This is a genomic window from Haliscomenobacter sp. (assembly GCF_041740695.1).
Classification (GTDB): domain Bacteria; phylum Bacteroidota; class Bacteroidia; order Chitinophagales; family Saprospiraceae; genus Haliscomenobacter.
In genome coordinates, this window is sequence record NZ_JBGSLK010000045.1 from 27,927 (window position 1) to 48,365 (window position 20,439).

Genomic DNA, 20,439 nt, shown 5'->3' on the forward strand with positions numbered 1-20,439 from the left:
ACGGTTTGGGCCTGGGATGGCAAACAATTGGTGCATAAAAAGGACGAGTAATCCTCACTTTTTCGCGGATTAGCCCTGAAAGGGCGGCATAACGTAAAGAAAGGGTACCGCCCTTTCGAAGAGCTAACTACTAACCGTAATTCATGTGACCAGCCCTGAAAGGGCGATATAATCTCGCCGAATGATGTCGCCCCTTCAGGGCTTCTTTACTTAACGAGTTATTCCCTGATTAGAATGGGCGTTGCCCACTCTTGATGTTATGCCGCCCTTTCAGGGCTAATCCATTGTCATGTAATGTGTGTGCGTTAACCCAACATCACCCCAACATCAATTTTTCCCTCCACTCACCTCAGCTCCCCCAAAACCCCTTAGCTTTACGCTGAATAAAACCATTCAGCGTCATGTTCAAACACACTTCAACCCTGAGCTACCTGTTTCTTGTGCTCATTGTCACTGCCTGTGCCCCCAAAAATCCCTGGATTGCCCAGGCGCCCGCGGGAGCCCAATACTGCCAAATCAATCAGGCAGGCGAAAGCATCATTCCCAATGGTCGCATCATCCGGCCCGCTGGCAAAAGTGTACTCACTGCTCCTCACCCTTATGGCTTGGTGCTCTCGCCCGATGGCAAAGTAGCCGTGACCGCCAACTCTGGCAACGCTCCGTTCTCTATCAGTGTCATCCGCAACTTTGATGGTAGTGGCCAACCCATCGTGCGCCAAATCCCCGAGGGTGCCAACAATCAGGTCGGCATCCTGGAATCGGTTTTTATGGGCCTCGCCATCACGCCCGACAACCGTTACGTTTTTGTGGCAGGCGGGCAATCCAACAAAATTTTCAAGTTTGACCTGCAAACGGGTAAAAAACTCGACTCACTCAAATGTGGCGTCATCGATGGCGAGCGCGACTACACCCACGGCTACATCGGCGACATGATCCTCTCCCGCGACGGTTCCCGCCTGTACGCGGTGGATCAAATTGGTTTCCGCCTCCTGGTCATCGATGCCAACAGCCTTAAACTCCTGCACAACATACCTACGGGTCGCTATCCTTTTGGCATCACCCTTTCGCCCGATGGGCGCAGCCTATACGTAGCCAATGTGGGGATTTTTGAATACAAACCACTGAAAAACCTCGACCCGAAAGACCTCAAAGGTACCGCTGCTGAATTTCCCACTTCCGGGTTCAATACCCCTGAGATGCGGGATGGGTACAAAAAAGGTAAATTAGATGTACCCGGGCTGGGCGATCCGAACACCCCCGAAGGGTTTTCGGTGTGGAAATATTCCCTGGAGGAACGCCCGCAGCTGAGCAAAAAGATCAAAACTGGCTTCCTGGTTGGCGATTTAGTAGAAGGCATCCCTGCAGTGGGAGGGGCCAGTCCTAACTCGCTGGTGGCTTCCGATCGCTACGTCTTTGTCTCCAATGGCAACAACGATTGTATTTCGGTCATCGACTTCGTCAAGGATACGGTGGTTAAAAACATCTTTCTGAAACCCGATGCTCGCTTGGGCGGTTTCAGGGGGGTCATTCCCTTTGGGTTGGCGCTTTCGCCCGACCGGAAGCAGCTCTTTGTGGCCGAATCCGGGGTCAATGCGGTCGGCGTGATCGATGCCGAAAAGCTGGAGGTACTGGGGCACATCCCCACGGGTTGGTTTCCTTCCAAAGTGGCAGTTACACCCGATGGTAAAAAACTGTTGGTCACCTCCGCCAAAGGTTACGGCAGTGGTCCCAACGGTGGCAAAAATTGGAAAGACGGGCCCGAAGGCCACTACGTTGGTGGTTTGATGAAGGGTTTGTTCAGCGTCATCGACATTCCCAATGCCGAACAACTCAAGGCGCATACAGCGGAGGTGCTTCGCCAAAATTATGCCTTTGCGCCCGCTAACGACCCACAATTCAGCTGGCGCAAAGGTAACCCAGTCCCACTTTTTCCTGGCCAAAAAGATAGTCCAATTAAATACATCGTATTCATTTCCAAGGAGAATCGAACTTTCGACGAGGTTTTTGCCCAAGTCAAAGGTGTACGGGGTGACCCCACCATGGCCCGTTTTGGTGCCAACCAAAAGATCGTCAACCGCCGCCATACCGATAGTGTTTTGAACGCCACCATCGCCGTCAACCACCTCGCCCTGGCCGAACGTTTTGCCATCAGCGACAATTTTTATGTCGATTCTGACCACTCCGCCGACGGCCACCGCTGGCTGGTCAACACGTACCCGAATGAATGGGTGGAAACAGGGGTAACTGCATCCTATGGGGGCAAACGCAGCATGCGCGGCAACAGCAAAGCACCTGGCAACCTCTTGCTATACGGCTCTTCCGGGGCCATTTATCCCGAAGATTACAACGAAGCGGGCTCCATGTGGGATCACTTGGAACGCAACAAAAAGGATTTTTTCAATTTCGGTTTCGGCGTCGAACTCGCGGGCGGCATCGACGATTCTACCATGAAATACGTAGGCTTGAAATACCTGGTCAACTACCCCGTTCCCGGCCCCTTGTTCGATCGCTCCTCGCGCAGGTATGCCACTTACAACATGGCCATTCCCGACCAGTTCCGCGCTAAAACCTTTATAGATGAGTTCAATGAAAAGTACCTGGGCCCTGGCAAAACCCTACCCGAAGTACTCACCATCATCCTACCCAACGACCATACCGCAGGTGAACGGCCCCATGCGGGTTACCCTTTCAAATCGAGTTATGTAGCCGACAATGACCTGGCTTTGGGCCGTGTGGTAGAATTTTTGTCCAACACCCCTTATTGGAAAAACATGGCCATCGTAGTCACCGAAGATGATGCGCAAGATGGGCAGGATCACGTGGACGCCCATCGGAGCATCTTGATGGTGATCTCTCCTTATGCCCGAAAAAATTACGTGGGGCACCAGCATTATAGCTTTGGCAGTATTTTTAAAACCTTCTGGAACATCCTGGGGATTCCGTACCTGAATCAATACGATGCGGCGGCCAGTGATTTGGCGGATTTATTCACCAATCAACCTGATTTCACTCCCTACAAGGCTTTCCCTGTAAATCCCAAAATTTTTGATCCACAAAAAGCCTTGACGCCGATGGACGCCAAGTTCGACTGGAAGGCAGTCATCGAGTCGCCAAAGTTGGACAACGTGGAAGACTTTTTGAAAAAACAAGAATAACATCAACAGTATGAATAAGCCGATTCTCATCCTCCTTTTCCTTTTATGGCAAGTTCCTCTTTGGGCCCAAAACATTCAGGGCGTAGTGCTTGACGCCAAAACCAAAGCGCCGCTCTCTGGCACCAACCTCTGGCTCAAAGGCACCCAGCGCGGTACTGCCAGCAATGCTCAGGGCCGCTTTACTCTTTACGCGCCAGCACAGGAGGGCACTTATTCCTTACTCATATCAATGCTGGGTTATGCTGAAAAAGAGCAAAGCATCAGCCTAAGCGGGGCGGACATCCAGCTCGACACCCTTTACCTGGATGCCGAAGCGACGCTTATTCAAAACAACCTGGTCATCACCGCTCAACGCAGTTTGAACCAAACCTTCAGCAGCTCGGAAGCAATTAGCGTGTTAAAGGCCAGCGACATCATCCACAATGGTGCCCGTAGTATGCCCGAAGCGCTGATAGGGCTGACGGGTGTTTTTGTGCAAAAAACCAACCACGGCGGCGGTTCCCCCTTTATCCGTGGGCTAACGGGCAACCAAACTCTCCTGCTCATGGACGGCTTGCGGCTCAACAACTCGATTTACCGCTTTGGCCCCAACCAGTATTTCAACACCATTGACGTATTCAGTGTGGAACAAATTGAGGTCGTGCGCGGGGCTGGCTCAGTGTTGTACGGCAGCGATGCCATGGGTGGTGCCATCCAGGTTTTGACGGCGACGCCGCAATTTTCCACCGAAGGTTGGCAGTTTGGTGGCCGCCTGCTGGGGCGTTACCTGGATCGGGACATGGAACAAACGGTACATGCTGAATTGAAGGCTGCCAATAAAAAAGTAGCTTTTCGGGCCGGAACCAGCCTGCGCAATTTTGGTGACCATTATGCCGGAAAAGGTCTGGGCAAAGAAGGCCCCTCCAGTTATCACGAACGGGCCGCCGATGCCAAAGCGGTTTTCAAACTCAGCAATCGCGCCAAATTCACTCTGGCTTACAATGGCCTTTTCCAATCCGAAGTTGAACGTTACGACCAATACGTAACCGGAGCCAGCCTGGCCCAGTTTGAGCCCCAAACCCGCCAAATGGCCTATGGTCGCCTGGCCTGGGAAGGTCAATCCCCTTGGCTACAAAATCTGACCTTGACCGCTTCCTGGCAGTTCGCCGAAGAGGGCCGCATTTTTCAGCGCAATAACAACATCAACCGCAGCAATGAACTGGATGAAATCCGCACCCTCGGTTACGTGCTGGAATGGCACGCACAGCCCCTGGCTTTTTGGAAAATCACCTCGGGGCTGGAGCTTTACGACGACAAAATAAGCAGTGGTGGCACCAACACCAATACCGAAACGGGGGCCGTCACCCCACGCCGGGGTCTCTATCCAGCGGGAACCAATGCCACCAACACAGCAGCTTTTACCGCCCATCAACTGAGCTGGAAAGCCTGGACTTTGAACCTGGGATTGCGCTACAATCAGGTGCGATTGGCCATAAAAGACGCTACGTTTGGAGATACCGAAATCACCCCCGATGCCCTGGTGGCGCATGCGCTTTTGCGGTATCAGATGGGTCAAAACCACGCCATTTCCGGCGGAATCTACTCCGGTTTCCGTGCGCCCAACATCAACGACATGACCAGTTTTGGGCGTTTTGATTTTGGAATTGAAGTGCCGAGTTACGATCTTTCACCCGAAAAAACCACTACCTACGAGTTGAATTACAAATACAGTTCGGGCAAATTTCAGGCAAATGTGGCCGGGTTTTACACCACTTTGAGCGACCTGGTGACGCGGGTGCGCAGCACTTTTGAAGGCTCGCCCACTTACGAGGGGAGTGATGTGTACAAGAAGGAAAATGCGGCAGAATCATTCATTCGGGGGACTGAAGTGGATTTTGTCTGGGCATTGAGTAAAATTTTGAGCCTACAAAGCAGCTTGACCTATACTTTTGGCCAAAATACTACCGCGAATGAACCGATGCGTCGGATTCCACCGCTCAATGGCCGGGTGGCCTTGCAATACCAGCCGCACAAGCAATGGTTCAACCGCATCGAGTGGCTCTACGCCAGTAAGCAGGATCGTTTGGCGGGAGGCGACAAGTCAGATCCCCGCATTCCGCAAGGGGGCACGCCGGGTTGGAATGTCCTGAATCTACGCAGTGCGTATCAGTTCAAACAAGTGGAGCTACAGGCGGGGCTAAACAACTTGTTCAACGAGGCTTATCGCACGCATGGCTCGGGGATTGATGGTGTGGGCAGGAGTATTTGGGTCGGCTTGGATTGGAAGTTTTAATTCTGTCGCCCCTTAGGTGTCCCTTCAGTGTCTTAGGTTTCTTAGGCGGTAAAAAACTTGATTTCACCACCTAAGAAACCTAAGACACTGAAGGGACACCTAAGGATGGAAGTTGATAAAGTCTACTGTAATTATCCCTTAATTTTTGCTTTTGCCAATGTATTGACTTCCAAAAAATGCACGCCCCCGTACTGCTCCCCATTTTTTTCGACAATCCTGATCTCCAACTGGTGCTTACCATCCCCCAATCCTTTGGGCAACTCCCCTTTCCACAAGTGCAGGTTCACTTTGGCCCCCATCCAGATGTCGTATTTTTCGCGGTGGGTCTTCAAAAATTCATCCACATAGGCGTCGATGCCTTCAAACTGTTTAAGCGGAACAAAATCTGTACCATTCCAACTCACCTCAATCAATGCATCGGGCGGGGTAGCAAAAGCATTGACGACTAGCTCGCCAGCACTTGAACCAGTGCTGCGCGGAAAGCGGAGGACATAACGCGACTTGTTTTCTGGCACCCCCAGCGGTTTAAATTGGTACCGCACACTGGTTCCTGAAAACTGGAAAACAAAATATCCGTTGGGTGCCCCATCCATCGCCATGCGTATGGGCAGGCCGTCTTCTTCCAGGGGCCCTTGCCACCAGGCACCACAAATGGCTCCGGAGATCAGTTCCGGGAAGGGTACATTGCGCTGCTCCCAACCGCCTTCTCTCAAGTCAACTTGCTCGATGGTGTGTGTATGTGCAGAAGCGGCAAACAAGTGGGGCCGTTTTTTGAGCAAAGCGTACAAATCCCGCCGGTTCATGATGTTCCGGTACGGATTGTGAGATGCCGTTTTGGTGTAAATGGGGATATGCGAGAGTAGAAAAACCAGTTTGTCTTTGGGAACCAGGGCCAAATCACTGGCTAGCCATTGCAATTGCCGGGCATCGAGTCGCCCTTCGGTGATACCTTGTTCGTCCCGTTTCATATTCCAACCGCTGTAATCCACATCGTCCAAGACCACAAAATGTACCTGCCCATAATCGAAGGAATAATAGGTGGGGCCAAAAAAGTACTGGAAACTTTCGCGGGCAAAACGGTTGGATGTAGCGCGGATGTTGATGTCGTGATTGCCCATGACTGTGTACCAGGGTTTGCCAATTTCGCCGATTGCGGTCCGCACATCGGGGTGGACTTCCAGTTCGTCCCAGGCCAAGTCGCCGAGGGGGATCATAAAGTCGGCCTGCTCAGCTTGCAAGGAGGGCACGGCAAGATGGCGGAAATAGTCAATTTCTTTACTGGTTTCAGGCTGAATGTCACCCATCAAAATGGCGGTAAACTCAACCTTTGGCTCTGAGCTGATCAAATAAAAGTTCAGCGGATTCGGTACTTCTCCAGTTGATTCAATGGCGGGATAGGGACTCAAACGCTCGGGCTCAGGCGAGCCATTGGGGCGATAGAGGTAATAAAACTGAGGCTGCTGGTGTTCGTTTAAAGGGAAGGTGTAAGCGGCAGGTTTGGTGATGAAGATACTACAGTCTTCTTCCAGGGGGAGTTCGTAGTAGCCGTTCTCGTCGGTCAAAACGACCTGGCGTTGGTTGCTGACCATCACGCCGGGAACGCCACGGGTGCTTCCTTGTTCGTAGATGTAGCCACGGGCTGTTTGTTTTATCGGGTGCATGGGTGGAGTGGTTTGGGGGTTTAGGACAAATTCAGTCAGATCGTCCTCTCGAATTTTCTGTTTCCTAACCGCGGTAGCGGTTAAATTTAGAATAGTCCCAGTCGTCCGGGGATTTTGGGGATTTAGATGAGTTCCACAACCGCGGTAGCGGTTGAACTGTGTCGGAATTTGTTCAACCGCTACCGCGGTTGTGGCCATTTCGCCTACGCTTTTCCCCGGACTACCGGGGCTATTCTAAATTCAATCGCTCCGCGATTAGACTATGGCCAAAACCATTAAAAATAGGGATAAATAGAACAACTTACGTACCTGAACTCCCCGAAAGTTTCAAACTTTCGGGGAGCGGTTTTAGATCAGTGGTAACCCTAGACCATTTCTTCAGGCCGGACCCACTCATCAAATTGCTCGCTGGTCAACAAGCCCAAATCGATGGCGGCTTGTTTCAGTGTGGTATTTTCCGCGTGTGCTTTTTTGGCAATGTTTGCCGCGTTGTCGTAGCCAATTTTGGTATTCAGCGCCGTCACCAACATCAGGGAATTGTTGAGTTGTTCGGTGATGCGGGCGTAGTTGGGTTCGATGCCCACCGCGCAGTTGTCGTTGAAGCTCACACAAGCATCGCCGATCAGGCGCGCTGAGGTCAGGAAGTTGAAGATGATGACGGGTTTGAACACGTTGAGTTCAAAATGGCCGTTCATGCCGCCGATGTTGATGGTTACGTCGTTGCCCATTACCTGCGCCATCGCCATGGTCATGGCTTCGGATTGGGTAGGGTTCACCTTGCCGGGCATGATGGAAGACCCTGGCTCGTTGGAAGGGATGATGATTTCACCGATTCCCGAACGTGGGCCAGAAGCGAGCAAACGAATGTCGTTAGCGATTTTCATCAAGGCTACCGCGACCGTTTTCAACGCACCGTGGGCTTCTACCAGGGCATCGTGGGTAGCCAATGCTTCAAATTTGTTGGGCGCCGTAACGAAGGGCAGGCCGCTTAATTTTGCGATGTGGCTCGCTACGTTTTCAGAGTAGCCAGGAGGGGTGTTCAATCCCGTACCTACTGCCGTACCACCCAAGGCCAATTCCGCCACATGCGGCAAAGTATGTTTGATGGCGCGGATGCCGTAGTCCAATTGCGCTGCGTAGCCCGACAATTCCTGGCCCAAGGTCAGCGGGGTGGCGTCCATCAAGTGGGTACGACCAATTTTGACCACCTTCATGTACTCCGCAGACTTGGCTTTGAGGGTGTCGCGTAGCAGTTCGATGCCAGGGATGGTGGTTTCTACCAAAATTTTGTAGGCGGCAATGTGCATCGCCGTGGGGAAGGTATCGTTGGAAGATTGCGACTTGTTCACGTCGTCGTTGGGGTGCAGTACCTTTTTGGCATCCTCCAAAGTCCCGCCGGTGAGGACGTGCGCGCGGTTGGCGATCACCTCATTGACGTTCATGTTGGATTGGGTACCGGAACCGGTTTGCCACACCACCAGGGGGAATTGGTCATCCAGTTTTCCTGCCGAAATTTCATCACACACCTGGGCGATCAAATCGGTTTTTTCCTTGGACAATTCCCCCGCTTCAAAGTTGGTAAAAGCGGCTGCTTTTTTCAAAATTGCGAAAGCACGGATGATCTCCAGGGGCATCAAGTGCCCACCGATCTTGAAATTTTCTTTGGAACGTTGGGTTTGTGCGGCCCAGTACTTATCAGCGGGTACATCTACGTAGCCCAAGCTGTCTTTTTCTTTGCGGAAAGCCATGATGTGGTCTGCTTAGCGTTTGGTTTAAAAAAGTGCCGCAAAGATAGGAAATTTGAGGAAGGTAAGGTGGGGAATGGGGCTGAGAATTATCAGGGATTGTGGCTATGTGGGTTGACATTTATTCCTTGTCCACCAATTCCAACCAATCCACGACGATCTTCTGCAAAGCCCCTTGTTTTGCTTGTACGTCATCCAGGTCTTTAAAAGTTGCAATCCGTCGGCCATCTTTGTAATCCCCTTCAAGCAGGCTTGATTGGTCATTTACTTTTGCCCCACTTGGAAATACCAGCATGATTCGCCCTTTGTGCAGGTTCATTACAATCAGGTCCCTTTTGTATTCTTTTGGGTCAAATTCTTTCATTTCTCCGGTGTAGTAAAAACTTGGATTGTTCCATTTTATCCTTTCGCCAACTTCGGGGTTGGTGCTTAATATAATTTGCCGCAAGGTTTCAACAATCTGGCCCACGCTTGGCTCGAGCTGCTGGATGTGTTCAGTTACTTGTTCTTGGTCGGTAAGGGTTGCTTTCATGGATGTTTTGCGTTTTGTTGAAAAACATTTTGTGTTTGTAAAAATATTAAAAACTTTTCGTTTGTCAAGTTTTACTCCTTATAATTTTTCATCGTGCCTTACCACAGTAGGTATTTATTTTTGGAATCAATGCGCCCAATTTTTGCTGGTGTACTTCCCGGACTTTTTCCAAGTCCAAAGTCCCTCCCAAGATCAGCATTTCCTTATGTTCAAATCGTTTCCCCAGTCTGTCGTCCAACATAATGGTTTGCATGCTTTGGGCAATGCCTATTTCGGCCAGAAATTCATTGGGGTGTCCGGCCGTACAAATCACCAATCCATATTTAATCGTTTTTATTTTTTGTGCATTGGCCTGATGCCCGTAGGCGTATCCGACGCAGTAAACCCGGTCAAACCAACCTTTCAATTTTGCAGGACAATCGCTCCACCAAACTGGGTATAAAAAGACAATACAGTCCGCTTGTTCTATCTTTTGGTGCTCGGAGAGGACATCCGTTGAAATGGGCAATTCAACTTTTGCAAATCCTTCGCGTTCATATTCTGCTTCGGTCATGTCGCTTTGAAAATCCAAGGCGTATAAGTCAGATACTTCTACCTCCCAGTTTTCTTTTGCAAACAATGCTTTTAGTTGTTCTAAGATGGTATTAGGTATAAGATTTTGTACTCGGGTGGCTGTATACGATTAGGATATTCATTTTTAATTGTTTTTATTCGCTCCGCAAACTCTCCACCGGGTTGGTCACAGCGGCTTTGACCGATTGAAAACCGACCGTCAAAAATGCAATCACCATCGCTGCCGCACCTGCCAGTGCGAACATCCACCATTGCATGTCAATCCGATAGGCGAAATCTGCCAGCCATTGCTGCATAAAATAATAGGCGATCGGCGAAGCAATGCCAATGGCCACGACGACCAATTTTAAAAAATCTTTGGTCAAAAGCCTTGTGATGCCTGCAACCGATGCGCCGAGGACTTTGCGGATGCCGATTTCTTTGGTGCGATTCAGCGTCGAAAGGGCGGCCAAACCAAATAAGCCCAAACAGGCCAGAAATACGGCAATGCCACCAGCCCAAGCAATGGTCGTGCTCATGCGGGATTCGGCCACATAAGATTTCTGAAGATTTTTATCCAAAAAAGTATAGCGGAAAGGCAAAACTGGCTCCACACTGGCCCAGGCGGCCTGCATTTGACTAAGTGCCTGCTGGGGGTCGCCGGGAGCGATGCGCACAAAAAACTGTTGCGGCAAGCGGCCGTGAGACATAAATAGCATCGGGTATACCTTTTCGTGGAGCGAACGGAAATGATAATCCTGCACCACCCCGATCACCACGGGATTGAGTTTGGGCTCCGCCACATTGTAGCCACTGAGTACCTGGCCGAGCGCGGTTTCGTTGGTCCAACCGAAATTACGTACGGCAGTTTCATTGAGGATAACTGAAGTCACGCTGTCCTGCACCCGGTTTGGGTCAAAATTTCGCCCGGATACCAGTGGTAGTTTTAGGACGCGGAGGTAGTCCGAGTCAATAAAATGTTCAAAAATATCGGTGGTTTTCCCTTGGTACTCAAACCGAGTGTTGCCCGCAATTGCACCCGCGCCGAGCGAAAATTCTGCGCCACTAACCCCAGCAATTTCCGGACGATTCGCCAGCGACTCACGAAAACGGGTGAGGGTTTTATTCGGGTCGACCGTGCCACTGGCATTCACTACCACTACGTTTTCCTGGTCAAAACCCAGGTCTTTCGAGCGCAAAAAATTCATTTGCCACAGCATGATGAAAGTGCAAGCCATAAAACCAACTGAAAGTACGAATTGAAAAGTGACCAGCGATTTGGTAAACCAGTTTTCCCCGCCAATTTTCAATTTGCTTTTTAAGGTTTCGAGAGGTGAAAAACCAGACAGTACGAAAGCTGGGTAAGTCCCTGCTAAAACGCCGACTACCACGGCGAGCCCGGGGATCAGCCAAAAAAGCTCGGGAAATTGTTTGAAGTTGAAACCTAATTGCTTGTCGGTTAAATCATTAAAAATAGGTAAAAGCACTGCGGCCAGCGCTATGCCTAGCACCATTGAAACGCAACTGAGCAAAATAGCTTCCACCAGGTATTGCCTGGAAAGTTGTCCCCGGCTCGCCCCAACGATTTTGCGCACCCCGATTTCGCGTGCTCGACCTGCGGAACGCCCGATGGAAAGCGTCGTAAAATTGATACAGGCGATGAGCAAAATAATGCCGCCGATGGCCAACAAAATCAGCGAAAGGGAGGGATTTACGCCTAAATTCTGGTCGTGGTGCAGCGACTGAATGGGCAAAAGGCCGAATGTGACGGGCGGTTCAGGCTTGTTCCACAGACCAGCTGTGCGGAGTGACTTTTCTACGTCGGGATAATATTTTAGGAAAAACTGATCCATCCGAGCCTGGTTTTTTGGCAAGCCAGAACCAGGACGCAACTCAACAAAAGTTTGCATCGACAATTGGCCCCAGTCCGTTGCGACTGCCCTGCCGCGTTCACTGGCGGCGAATTTTTCAAAGGGCATTAAGATGCCAAACTGGACGCTCGAATTGGAGGGTAAATCTTGGACGACCGAAGAGACGGTAAAAGGCTCGAAATGAGTGCCCCCGGATACATTGATTTCCAGTGTTTTGCCCATTGGGTTGGATTCCCCGAATAACTTTTGCGCCATTTTTTTGGTCAAAACAACGTTGTTCGCTGCGCCGAGCGCGGAGGTCGCATTCCCGTATAAAAAAGGAAAACTGAATAGCTCGAAAAATGCCGGGTCGACAAAGCTGGCCTGTTCTTCTACCACACCGTTCTGGGTGCGCACCAAGAAGCTTTCGCCTGCACCCTGCAATCGCGCAAACCGTGCAACATCGGGCAAATCGGCTTTCAAGGCTGGACCGAGCGGCATTGGCAAGTTGCTCATTTTTTGAGCGGGCTGGCCACTGATTTCACCGATGGCTTCATAAACCGCGTACAAACGATTGGCTTTCGCATGAAAACGGTCGAAACTGTACTCGTTGATGACGTCCAGCAAAAACAGCGCGAAACAGGCTAAACCGACGGAAAGGCCTACAATGTTGATGACGGAGATGCCCTTGTTTTTCCACAAGGAACGGAAGGCGATGGTAAGGTAATTTTGAATCATATCAATATGCTATTCAAGCAATGTGCCAAGTATTCAAGGCAATGATAATGAATATTTTAAAATAATTTCATGTAAAAAAAACGTCCGAAACTGAACTGGAAGTGTTCAATTTCGGACTAAGGGATGGGGGACCGGGTTCAATTAGGCAAAAGCCAAACTTTCAGCAAACAACCTTTCGGGTAAACGACGCATGATGGCTTCCTCGCCTGGTCCATGTCGCTCAATCGTTGCCTGATTGTCTTTAAAGTAAAAAATAGGGTAGGAGCCATTTTCACCTTGAGCCGCTTCGCAACGAATCACCACGGATAAGTGGCGCTGCCGGGCAAAACGATAAGCGCGATCCCAATCGGTGATGGATCCCAGACTGTCACCACTCAAATTGGCACTGGTACATAGAGGGGCACTGAAAGTATGCCCACAAAATAGCGCAGGGTCGGCCTGATGTGCAAAACTTTGCTCAACAGCTTTGAACAAATCCCGATGGGGGCCATCTACCAAAACGCCCTGATGGGTGCCTGCCCGTACCGCAGCAGAATTAAAGTTGGAGCGCCCAATCGCAAAACGGATAAAAGCACCCGTCAAACGGTTTAAATCTTCAGCCCGCTTCAGTTCATGGGGCAATGACCCAGGGCTGGCCAGGGCATGGAATTTTTGAATGTCGCCAATCGCGGTGCCGTAATTTTTTTGTGGCAAGCGCAATTTGGTCTGGTTGAGGCTTTCTACGCCTTTTTTGGTAGCAGGTGCCAGCAGTACAAATACGGCGGGCATTTGCAGGAGCAGTACGCCTTCTTTGGAATGCAGAGCTTCTAACGCTGCTGGAATGGCTTCTTGATCGAGGATTGATATTTCGCGCAATTTCATGTTATTGGGCTTTAGGGAATGAGTTTAATTGGTGGAAGCAATCAGGCGTTCAGCGCAGGCCGAACCATTCAGTAGCGAACCATATTGATGGATTCCGGGGGAGAGGCCCAATTTTTTCAAGGTTTGAAATACGGTAGCTGAGGCGGCCGTAATGACCCGGATGCCCGTCCGCCGCTCGGCCTCTGCCAAAACCGACAGGGAAGGCATCTGTACGCAGGCCGAAAGCACAATGGTGTCCACGCTATGGGGAATGTTGTCGAGCAATTGGAGTAAATGTTCGGGATTCAATCGGCCAACGGCGGCGTTGTCCGCTACACTCAAAGATTGAGCGGAAACGACCTCCAGCCCTTCTTGCTGTAGATAAGTACAAACTTTGTCTGTCAGGGCAGGCAGATAGGGCGCGATCAAACCAATGCGACCAGCATTCAAATCATGTAAAGTGTCTACCAAAGCTCCGGCACTGGTCAGTACTGGTGCCGCAATACCGGCCTCATGTAGTGTTTTTTTGAGTCGGGCTTCCGAGCGCCGATGGGCACCTGGCCCTTCGACCATGATGGCGACCAAACAGGCGTAAAGCGCAATATCGATCGAGGCATCGGCCAACTCTAAGGCAGCGCGATCGGCTTGGGCATTCATGGCCAGGAGTTCTTGAGGGTCCACTCGCTTCATCCGCACGCGGCTGGAATGAAAACTGAATCGCTCGGGCAAGGAGGCTTCTCTGGCTTTAAAAAGGCAGGGAAGTTCCTTCTCCATTGTGACATTTGAACTGGGCACAATCATACCGATGCGGATCGGATCGGTGTAGGTTTGAGATGTAGGGTTCATGGTGAAAAATCTGGGTGATTAATAAGGTTTACCCCGACATGTGTTGCAGGAACCCAATTCGTACCAAGATTTTCCATTTTTTTTAGGAGGGCTGAATTTACCTGGCTTGCGACACCACCTGATAACTATACGCAATCCCCGTCGCTACACTATTGAAATTATCCCCGGATTTGATTTTTTCTGATCCAAATAATCTAGTGAAAATGTTGCTGAGCGGCCGGACATACGAAGTTCCGCCAGTCATAAAAACCGTGTCAATATCTGCAAAATCAATGTTTTGGCTCTTCAGGAACGCATGCAAGTAAGCCTCAATTTTAGCGACATTTTTGTGGATGATGGCGCATTCAAAGTCTTCAATCGAGATGGCTTCATCGATCTGGATGTCAAATTCATTAAAAGCAAAGCTGGAAACATCCTGATCCGTTAAGCCAAATTTTGCCTTTTCAATTTGTTTGAAGAGGATATAACCCAGGTTTTTTTCGATCAAGGTCAGCAGGTTTTTTACCCGATAATCCCGCCCCGACGAGAAGTAGGATTTGCTGATGGTGTTGCGCCATTTGTAAGAGTCCAGGAAGTTCATTTTTTCCCAGGAACAAATGTTGGTGAAATAGGAGAGGGGCAAATCAATCCATTTTCCTTCCTCCAATTTTTCCTTCACGCCTCGGCCAAAATGCGGCGTACCCCGGTGCCACATGATGTCAGAATCAAAACTATCGCCTCCGATGTAAATGCCGCCTTTGGCCAACATGTCGCCACTGCGGTCGGGATTGTTGATGGCGTCAGGTTTGAGTTTCATAATGGAAAAATCCGAGGTACCGCCACCAAAGTCTGCCACGAGTACCAGTTCTTCTTTGGTGATTTGGCGCTCATAGGTGAATGCGGCGCCGATGGGCTCCATTTGGAAATAAAAGGTATCAAAGCCCGCAATGCGTACTGCCTTGGCCAGGCGGTCTTGGGCCAAACGGTCTTTTTCGGGGGTTTCATCAAAAACTACGGGACGGCCAATCACTGCAGTGGTGATGTTGGTGCCTAAAAAATCATCGGCTTGCTTTTTTAAGTGGAGCAGAATCAAGGAAACCAAATCCTCGGCTTTGTAGAGTTTGGTAAAAATCCTGGTGCCCAAGAAGCTTTTATTCGGCAGTACCCTTTTGATGGATTTCATAAAGCGGCCTTGCATCCTACTTTCCACATACGCTTCCACGGCTGCATCTCCCACTAAATAAGTTACCGGAGCATTCGGGATTTGTGCGTCTGGAAAAAACAGCAGGGAAGGGATGGTGAAAATTTTCAGCACACTATTCGTTCGGATGTCCAGAATGGCTAAGGCCGAGTTGGTGGTGCCAAAGTCAATACCGTAGATAAAATGATTCATGGGGTAAAGGTATTAGACTTGTTGTAACGGGAGACTGCTTGGCTCAAAAATGGTCTTTTTTCCCTGCTTTTCGTTTATTTTTTCGTCCGTAGCGCTGCTACGCACTCTAAAATAAGCCTCAATCAGGAAAAAAATCCCTTATTTTTGATCTCAAGCGCTCCCGTTACAACAAGTCTATTAAAAAGCACTCAGCCTTTTCGCCGCACAAACCCATTTGGATACATAATCGAGACCAACACCACAATCAGCAAAAAATTATACTCCCATCCATTGCGCCCGCCTCCGACTACAAACCAACCTTCTTTAAAATGCACCATCACAATGCCAACCAACAGGACGGAAATGGTCACAATGGCGGCAGGTTTGATGTATTTATCAAGCAATAGGCAAATGGCAGCAACTACATGCGATAGTTTGATGGCCCAGGCCAAAGGCACACCGATTGGCGCAAAACCAACGGTATTGAGATACAAATTGCCAAAATTATTGACGTCACCCGTGAAAATGCTGGGTAGGCTGTGGGTCAATAAAATAATTGCAACGGCAGCGCGGAGTAAGAAGGTGGAGTTGGTGAAATTCATGTTGGGCATTGATTTAGAGACGAAAAGGTACACTTTCTCCTCAGGATTTCATTCCATAGGGCGTATTTTTTCAATTGCCCAATCCCCAAAATTTATACAAGTACTACACTAAAACAGGCTGATGCCGCCAGCTACCTTTTTTCTCCAAGTAAGGCCATCCAAAGGCGGTGACATTCAGCAGGATCATCAACGCCGCAAAATAATGCAAACCCATTGCAACCCCAATCCCCAGGTGCATGCAACTTACAAGGAGTAGGAAAACGGGGCGGGTTTTACGGAACCAGATAAAGATGGGATAACCTAATTCTATCACCAATACCGACCAGCCCAGGACTACTGAAAGCCAGGGTACCGTTGCCAGCCAGGTCATATCCAACTGGTAAAACCCGGGTATAGATAGGGCTCTCCAGACGGCCTCGCCGTTCCACCAATGCAGGCCTAAGGTCTTTGGAAAACCGCCAAAAAAATAAATCAAACAGAGGTGGAGCTGCAAAAGCCGCATGAAAAAGATGGGAACGGTGCCAGGGTTTTGAGCCCTGCTCCGCAAATAATTGTCCAGGGAATAAAACTTGCCCAGGGGCATGATCACCGCGTAAAACAAAGCAGCCGTAGTGAAGTAATCCACGCCATACATGAACATTTTGCCCGCATTGAAAAACATCAAATGGATCAAAAGGGCCAGGATGGACATGAGCCGGGTCTGGAATCCGACCCCCAACAGGATTAATACGAGGATAAAAAAGAAAAATAAAGCATAAATGGCCTCGACTTCAGCGACGCCCCAGGTTGCAATCGCATCGCTGAACCAGCTGAGCCTCGGCATATAATCCGCTAGTAAAATGGCCGCAACATCCCCTTTAACGAAGCCCTGGCTACCAAATATATTCAACAGATCGTTGTAAAGGGACCAAAATTTAAGCAGGCAAAAAACGGCAATTGTGATCCGAAAAAAAGCCATCACCTTTCCAGAGCTTGGCGCGAAGAAGAATTGGTCAATTTGGGAGAGGATGGTCTTTGTTTTCATGGTTTAGGTGGTGTTTTGGGTTTATTCATTGTTTTCACCGTCCAATTCAAATTCATACCGCACGGATTCGATGAATTTGGCGCGCTCACCCTGGCGGTAGGCTTCCATACTGGGTTGCAGGTGGCTGCCGATCACTACCGTAATTTTGTTGTGCCCGGGATTGAGTTCGAGCATGCGGATGGCCCAGCCATAAGCGAGCAGCGGGCGAATTTCTTCAAAATTTTTAAAGGTGTTGAAGTTGACGTTGAATCGGTCCAGGCCCTCTCGGGTATTCAACATGGGTAGGGAGGCGGTGGAACGCCCAGCCGCATCCGTCAATTCAAAGGCTGCGGACACCGCCGAAGGTACATTCGGTGCAAACAGGCCATAGCCCGTATCAATTCCGGCCAGATGAGCATAGGGCACAAAAACGTAAGGCACGCGGGTCGGTAAATAATTTTTGATGGCCGTAAATACGCGCTTTCCATTGTTGGAGAGTTGGTCAAAAACCTCCGCTCTTTGGTATCCATTGAGCCCAAATAAATTGAAATTGACAATGATTCCAAGATGTAAGGCCAGAAATGCCAGGTAGCCTATTTTTTTATATGGATGCATGGAGCAGCATTTAAACCAGCACTCAGTGGAGCGAATTGCCCCACTGAGTGGCCGAGAAATTCCAGGTTATTTCAAATACTTTGCAACCAGACTCTTCACCTGTTCTTGGTTTGAAGCACTCAAGGCTTTGAGACTAACTATGGTGTTAATGGTGTAGCAGTTGTTATCTGTGCTCACCGTGTGGCAGGTAGCGCTGGCTTGGGTCGTAATTTTTTTTCCAGCAATTTCTTTCACCTTCAGATTCACCCCCGTAAGACGCCCATAGTTTTGGTCGTTTCTGGCGGTATTGACGGATACGTTGTAGGCGGTGTCCTTCTCTTTTTTCAACAGGTTTAGTAAGGCTGCTTGGTCAGCTGGTGACATTTTTAGGGAGGTAAACAGGTAAGTCCCGTTTTTTTCCATTACGCCGGGTAGTTTTTCAGCATTGCCTTGTGCCTGCACTTCCGGAGTCATCAAAAAAGTGGCCAATAACACGACAAAACCTGCAATCAACTTGCTTGAATTGGTCATAAAAAAGGTTTTAAGGATTTAATGAATGAATGAATTGTAAGTGCCCCCGGTTTCAGGGACTACCCCAATCGTTCACAATTGACTCCCCAAAATTGCAGGTATTTTAAGTCAATGTCTTCACCCATTTGGGTGATTTTTTGAGAAAAAAGAGAACCTTTTAAGCCATTCTTAATCCATTAGGGTACATAATCGCAAGCAACACCACGATCAGCAAAAAATTATACTCCCATTTCCTCCCGCCGCCAACTACATACCAACCTTCCTTGAAATGTAACATCACAATGCCAGCCAAGAGGATGGAAATGGTTACAATCGCAGCAGGTTTGATGTATTTATCGAGCAAAAGGCAAATGGCGGCAGCGACGTGCGAGAGCTTGATGGCCCAAGCCAAAGGCACACCGATTGGCGCAAAATCAACCGTATTCAGGTACGGGTTATTACAAATATTTTTCAACAAGGCTCTTTACCTTTGCTTGGTTTGCTGCACTCAAGGTTGGAAGCTTAACTAAGGTAGTAATGTTGAAACATTGGTTATCGTGGGTCAACGTATAACAGGTTGCGCCGACCTGGGTTGTAATTTTTTTTCCGGCAATTTCCTTTACTTTTAAGTTAACTCCCTCCAGACGACCGTAACTTTGGACATTACGTTCGGAATTCACCGTTAGGCTGTAGGACGACTCATTTCCCTTCAGCAGCTTCATCAAAGCTGCTTGGTCAGCCGGCGACATCTTCAGCGCGGTAAACAGATAAGTTCCGTTTTTTTCCATTACGCCGGGGAGTTTTTCAGCATTGCCTTGTGCCTGCACTTCTGGCGTCACCAAAAAAGTGGCTACTAAGATTACAAAACCTGCAATCAACTTGATTGAATTGGTCATACAAAAAAGGTTTTAAGGAATGAATGAATGGATTGTAGGCGCTCCCGGTTTCAGGAACTGCCCCAATCGTTCACAATTGACACCCCAAATTGCAGGTATTTTAAGATGAGGTCTTCATCCATTTGGGTGATTTTTTGAGAAAAAAGAGTTACTTATTCCAACGCAGCAAGGATTTTGCTCATAATGTTATACGACCTTCGATGACCGTATCCTTGCCCGTAGGCACTGGATGTTAAGGCAATGACCATTTCTTTTTCAGGAATGACGATTAGATGATTGCCTCCATTTCCAGACGCAAATAGATAGTTTATCTTTTTTCCTCCGAAAGTTCGCTGAGATTTATACCACAGCATGCCGTAAGCGTCCCCATAAGGGTTATTGTCGGAAACATCAAAGGTTTCCTCCGACAAATTCTTGATGTAATCCGGGTCAATGATTTGTGTGTTCGCCCATCTTCCCTCGTTTACGACTAACAGTCCGAGTTTAGCAAAATCCAAGGTTGACAGGTACAAATTACCCGCAGCGCCGGTCTGGTGTGCTGCATTCGTGTACCAATAGAACTGTTCTATACCTAAGGGGCCAAACAGTTTTTTTTGCGCATAATCCTTAAGGCTCATCCCGGATTTCTCCTCGATGATGGCAGCAATCAGCAGGGGGTTGATGTCGGCATAGACCCACTTTTTCCCGGGTTTGGAGCTTAGGGGAACAGCGAGCAGATACGCTCTCCAATCGGCTCTGGCAATCCAGTTGACAGCGTGGCCAATGGCTTGGGAACTATCTGAATCAGCATCCAATCCGGAGGACATACTCAATAGATGTTTGATTTTTATCTGCTTATAATCTTCATTCAGGGACGGATATTTGTGTTTAGAAAAAAACGAATACACATCCTCCTCTACATTTTGCACCAAGCCTTCCTTCAGTGCGATGCCCAAAAGTAAAGCGGTTACGCTTTTTCCTGCCGACCGGATGTCATGAATGGAATTCCGCCAAAACGTATTGAAGTATTCTTCGATGACCAGTTGATTGTTTTTTATGACGACTAATCCCCTAAAGTCACGAGGTGGGGTGTCATTGATGGACCGTAAAAGGTTTTTAATTGAATCTTTGTTAAAACCTGACTCTTCCAGGGCCGCAAAAGGCAGCTCAGGGATGGGTGGTCTAAGTTTATCCGCTGCTTGCGTGTGCCCATTCGAAAAAGACAACAAGCATAAACCTAAAATTAGAATGAATGGTCTCATGTGTTTATTATTGTTACTGTCATACCCCACGCGGTGTATAACGCTTTGCTT

Annotated in this window: 17 protein-coding genes; 2 read left to right on the forward strand and 15 right to left on the reverse strand. The window is 49.0% G+C overall.

Annotation, left to right across the window (positions count from 1 at the left end; translation table 11 throughout):
• Window positions 1-401: 401 nt before the first annotated feature.
• Window positions 402-3,155 (forward strand): alkaline phosphatase family protein, encoded by a 2,754-nt coding sequence (locus ACEW9O_RS10095; RefSeq protein WP_373550035.1) that lies wholly within the window; start codon window positions 402-404, stop codon window positions 3,153-3,155.
• A gap of 10 nt (window positions 3,156-3,165) precedes the next feature.
• On the forward strand, window positions 3,166-5,427 hold the full coding sequence (locus ACEW9O_RS10100; protein ID WP_373550036.1) for a TonB-dependent receptor domain-containing protein: 2,262 nt from the start codon (window positions 3,166-3,168) through the stop codon (window positions 5,425-5,427).
• Between the two features lie 131 nt (window positions 5,428-5,558).
• Here ACEW9O_RS10100 and ACEW9O_RS10105 read toward each other — a convergent pair whose 3' ends face one another.
• The 15 genes from ACEW9O_RS10105 to ACEW9O_RS10175 form a co-directional block, all read right to left on the reverse strand.
• Window positions 5,559-7,286, reverse strand: coding sequence for a calcineurin-like phosphoesterase C-terminal domain-containing protein (locus tag ACEW9O_RS10105; RefSeq protein WP_373550037.1), 1,728 nt, complete (start codon window positions 7,284-7,286; stop codon window positions 5,559-5,561).
• Between the two features lie 167 nt (window positions 7,287-7,453).
• Window positions 7,454-8,836 carry a class II fumarate hydratase gene (fumC, locus tag ACEW9O_RS10110; RefSeq protein WP_373550038.1) on the reverse strand — a complete coding sequence of 461 codons (1,383 nt, stop codon included), beginning with the start codon at window positions 8,834-8,836 and terminating at the stop codon, window positions 7,454-7,456.
• A 118-nt stretch (window positions 8,837-8,954) separates the two neighbouring features.
• The gene (locus ACEW9O_RS10115) at window positions 8,955-9,365 is read right to left on the reverse strand and encodes a DUF1801 domain-containing protein (protein WP_373550039.1); all 411 of its coding nucleotides are present in this window, start codon (window positions 9,363-9,365) and stop codon (window positions 8,955-8,957) included.
• An 88-nt stretch (window positions 9,366-9,453) separates the two neighbouring features.
• On the reverse strand, window positions 9,454-9,984 hold the full coding sequence (locus ACEW9O_RS10120; RefSeq protein ID WP_373550040.1) for an NAD(P)H-dependent oxidoreductase: 531 nt from the start codon (window positions 9,982-9,984) through the stop codon (window positions 9,454-9,456).
• An 88-nt stretch (window positions 9,985-10,072) separates the two neighbouring features.
• On the reverse strand, window positions 10,073-12,505 hold the full coding sequence (locus ACEW9O_RS10125; protein ID WP_373550041.1) for an ABC transporter permease: 2,433 nt from the start codon (window positions 12,503-12,505) through the stop codon (window positions 10,073-10,075).
• Window positions 12,506-12,646: 141 nt separating this feature from the next.
• Window positions 12,647-13,366: a hypothetical protein gene (locus ACEW9O_RS10130; RefSeq protein ID WP_373550042.1), complete on the reverse strand. Its 720-nt coding sequence runs from the start codon at window positions 13,364-13,366 to the stop codon at window positions 12,647-12,649.
• A 24-nt stretch (window positions 13,367-13,390) separates the two neighbouring features.
• On the reverse strand, window positions 13,391-14,191 hold the full coding sequence (locus tag ACEW9O_RS10135; RefSeq protein WP_373550043.1) for an Asp/Glu racemase: 801 nt from the start codon (window positions 14,189-14,191) through the stop codon (window positions 13,391-13,393).
• A 97-nt stretch (window positions 14,192-14,288) separates the two neighbouring features.
• Window positions 14,289-15,563, reverse strand: a complete 1,275-nt coding sequence (locus tag ACEW9O_RS10140) for an Hsp70 family protein (RefSeq protein WP_373550044.1) — start codon at window positions 15,561-15,563, stop codon at window positions 14,289-14,291.
• Window positions 15,564-15,751: 188 nt separating this feature from the next.
• The gene (locus tag ACEW9O_RS10145; RefSeq protein ID WP_373550045.1) at window positions 15,752-16,144 is read right to left on the reverse strand and encodes a DoxX family protein; all 393 of its coding nucleotides are present in this window, start codon (window positions 16,142-16,144) and stop codon (window positions 15,752-15,754) included.
• 103 nt (window positions 16,145-16,247) lie between these two features.
• Window positions 16,248-17,168, reverse strand: coding sequence for an HTTM domain-containing protein (locus ACEW9O_RS10150; protein WP_373550046.1), 921 nt, complete (start codon window positions 17,166-17,168; stop codon window positions 16,248-16,250).
• A 21-nt stretch (window positions 17,169-17,189) separates the two neighbouring features.
• Window positions 17,190-17,762 carry a hypothetical protein gene (locus ACEW9O_RS10155; protein ID WP_373550047.1) on the reverse strand — a complete coding sequence of 191 codons (573 nt, stop codon included), beginning with the start codon at window positions 17,760-17,762 and terminating at the stop codon, window positions 17,190-17,192.
• A 66-nt stretch (window positions 17,763-17,828) separates the two neighbouring features.
• Window positions 17,829-18,272 (reverse strand): hypothetical protein, encoded by a 444-nt coding sequence (locus ACEW9O_RS10160; RefSeq protein WP_373550048.1) that lies wholly within the window; start codon window positions 18,270-18,272, stop codon window positions 17,829-17,831.
• Window positions 18,273-18,429: 157 nt separating this feature from the next.
• A complete protein-coding gene (locus ACEW9O_RS10165) occupies window positions 18,430-18,726 on the reverse strand; it encodes a DoxX family protein (protein WP_373550049.1) in 297 nt (98 codons plus the stop codon).
• Complete coding sequence (locus tag ACEW9O_RS10170) at window positions 18,710-19,147, reverse strand: hypothetical protein (RefSeq protein WP_373550050.1); 438 nt, start codon at window positions 19,145-19,147, stop codon at window positions 18,710-18,712. Before ACEW9O_RS10170 ends, ACEW9O_RS10165 begins: the two co-directional genes overlap by 17 nt.
• 152 nt (window positions 19,148-19,299) lie before the next feature.
• A complete protein-coding gene (locus ACEW9O_RS10175; RefSeq protein ID WP_373550051.1) occupies window positions 19,300-20,388 on the reverse strand; it encodes a serine hydrolase domain-containing protein in 1,089 nt (362 codons plus the stop codon).
• Window positions 20,389-20,439 lie beyond the last annotated feature (51 nt).

What these genes read in the sequence shown, in the direction of transcription:
- ACEW9O_RS10125 (WP_373550041.1), bottom strand. Translation starts at nt 12,505, where the DNA reads ATGATTCAAAATTACCTTACCATCGCCTTCCGTTCCTTGTGGAAAAAC.
- ACEW9O_RS10100 (WP_373550036.1), top strand. Translation starts at nt 3,166, where the DNA reads ATGAATAAGCCGATTCTCATCCTCCTTTTCCTTTTATGGCAAGTTCCT.
- ACEW9O_RS10130 (WP_373550042.1), bottom strand. Translation starts at nt 13,366, where the DNA reads ATGAAATTGCGCGAAATATCAATCCTCGATCAAGAAGCCATTCCAGCA.
- ACEW9O_RS10105 (WP_373550037.1), bottom strand. Translation starts at nt 7,286, where the DNA reads ATGGCCACAACCGCGGTAGCGGTTGAACAAATTCCGACACAGTTCAAC.
- ACEW9O_RS10115 (WP_373550039.1), bottom strand. Translation starts at nt 9,365, where the DNA reads ATGAAAGCAACCCTTACCGACCAAGAACAAGTAACTGAACACATCCAG.
- ACEW9O_RS10095 (WP_373550035.1), top strand. Translation starts at nt 402, where the DNA reads ATGTTCAAACACACTTCAACCCTGAGCTACCTGTTTCTTGTGCTCATT.
- ACEW9O_RS10150 (WP_373550046.1), bottom strand. Translation starts at nt 17,168, where the DNA reads ATGAAAACAAAGACCATCCTCTCCCAAATTGACCAATTCTTCTTCGCG.
- ACEW9O_RS10175 (WP_373550051.1), bottom strand. Translation starts at nt 20,388, where the DNA reads ATGAGACCATTCATTCTAATTTTAGGTTTATGCTTGTTGTCTTTTTCG.
- ACEW9O_RS10145 (WP_373550045.1), bottom strand. Translation starts at nt 16,144, where the DNA reads ATGAATTTCACCAACTCCACCTTCTTACTCCGCGCTGCCGTTGCAATT.
- ACEW9O_RS10140 (WP_373550044.1), bottom strand. Translation starts at nt 15,563, where the DNA reads ATGAATCATTTTATCTACGGTATTGACTTTGGCACCACCAACTCGGCC.
- fumC (WP_373550038.1), bottom strand. Translation starts at nt 8,836, where the DNA reads ATGGCTTTCCGCAAAGAAAAAGACAGCTTGGGCTACGTAGATGTACCC.
- ACEW9O_RS10135 (WP_373550043.1), bottom strand. Translation starts at nt 14,191, where the DNA reads ATGAACCCTACATCTCAAACCTACACCGATCCGATCCGCATCGGTATG.
- ACEW9O_RS10155 (WP_373550047.1), bottom strand. Translation starts at nt 17,762, where the DNA reads ATGCATCCATATAAAAAAATAGGCTACCTGGCATTTCTGGCCTTACAT.
- ACEW9O_RS10170 (WP_373550050.1), bottom strand. Translation starts at nt 19,147, where the DNA reads ATGACCAATTCAATCAAGTTGATTGCAGGTTTTGTAATCTTAGTAGCC.
- ACEW9O_RS10160 (WP_373550048.1), bottom strand. Translation starts at nt 18,272, where the DNA reads ATGACCAATTCAAGCAAGTTGATTGCAGGTTTTGTCGTGTTATTGGCC.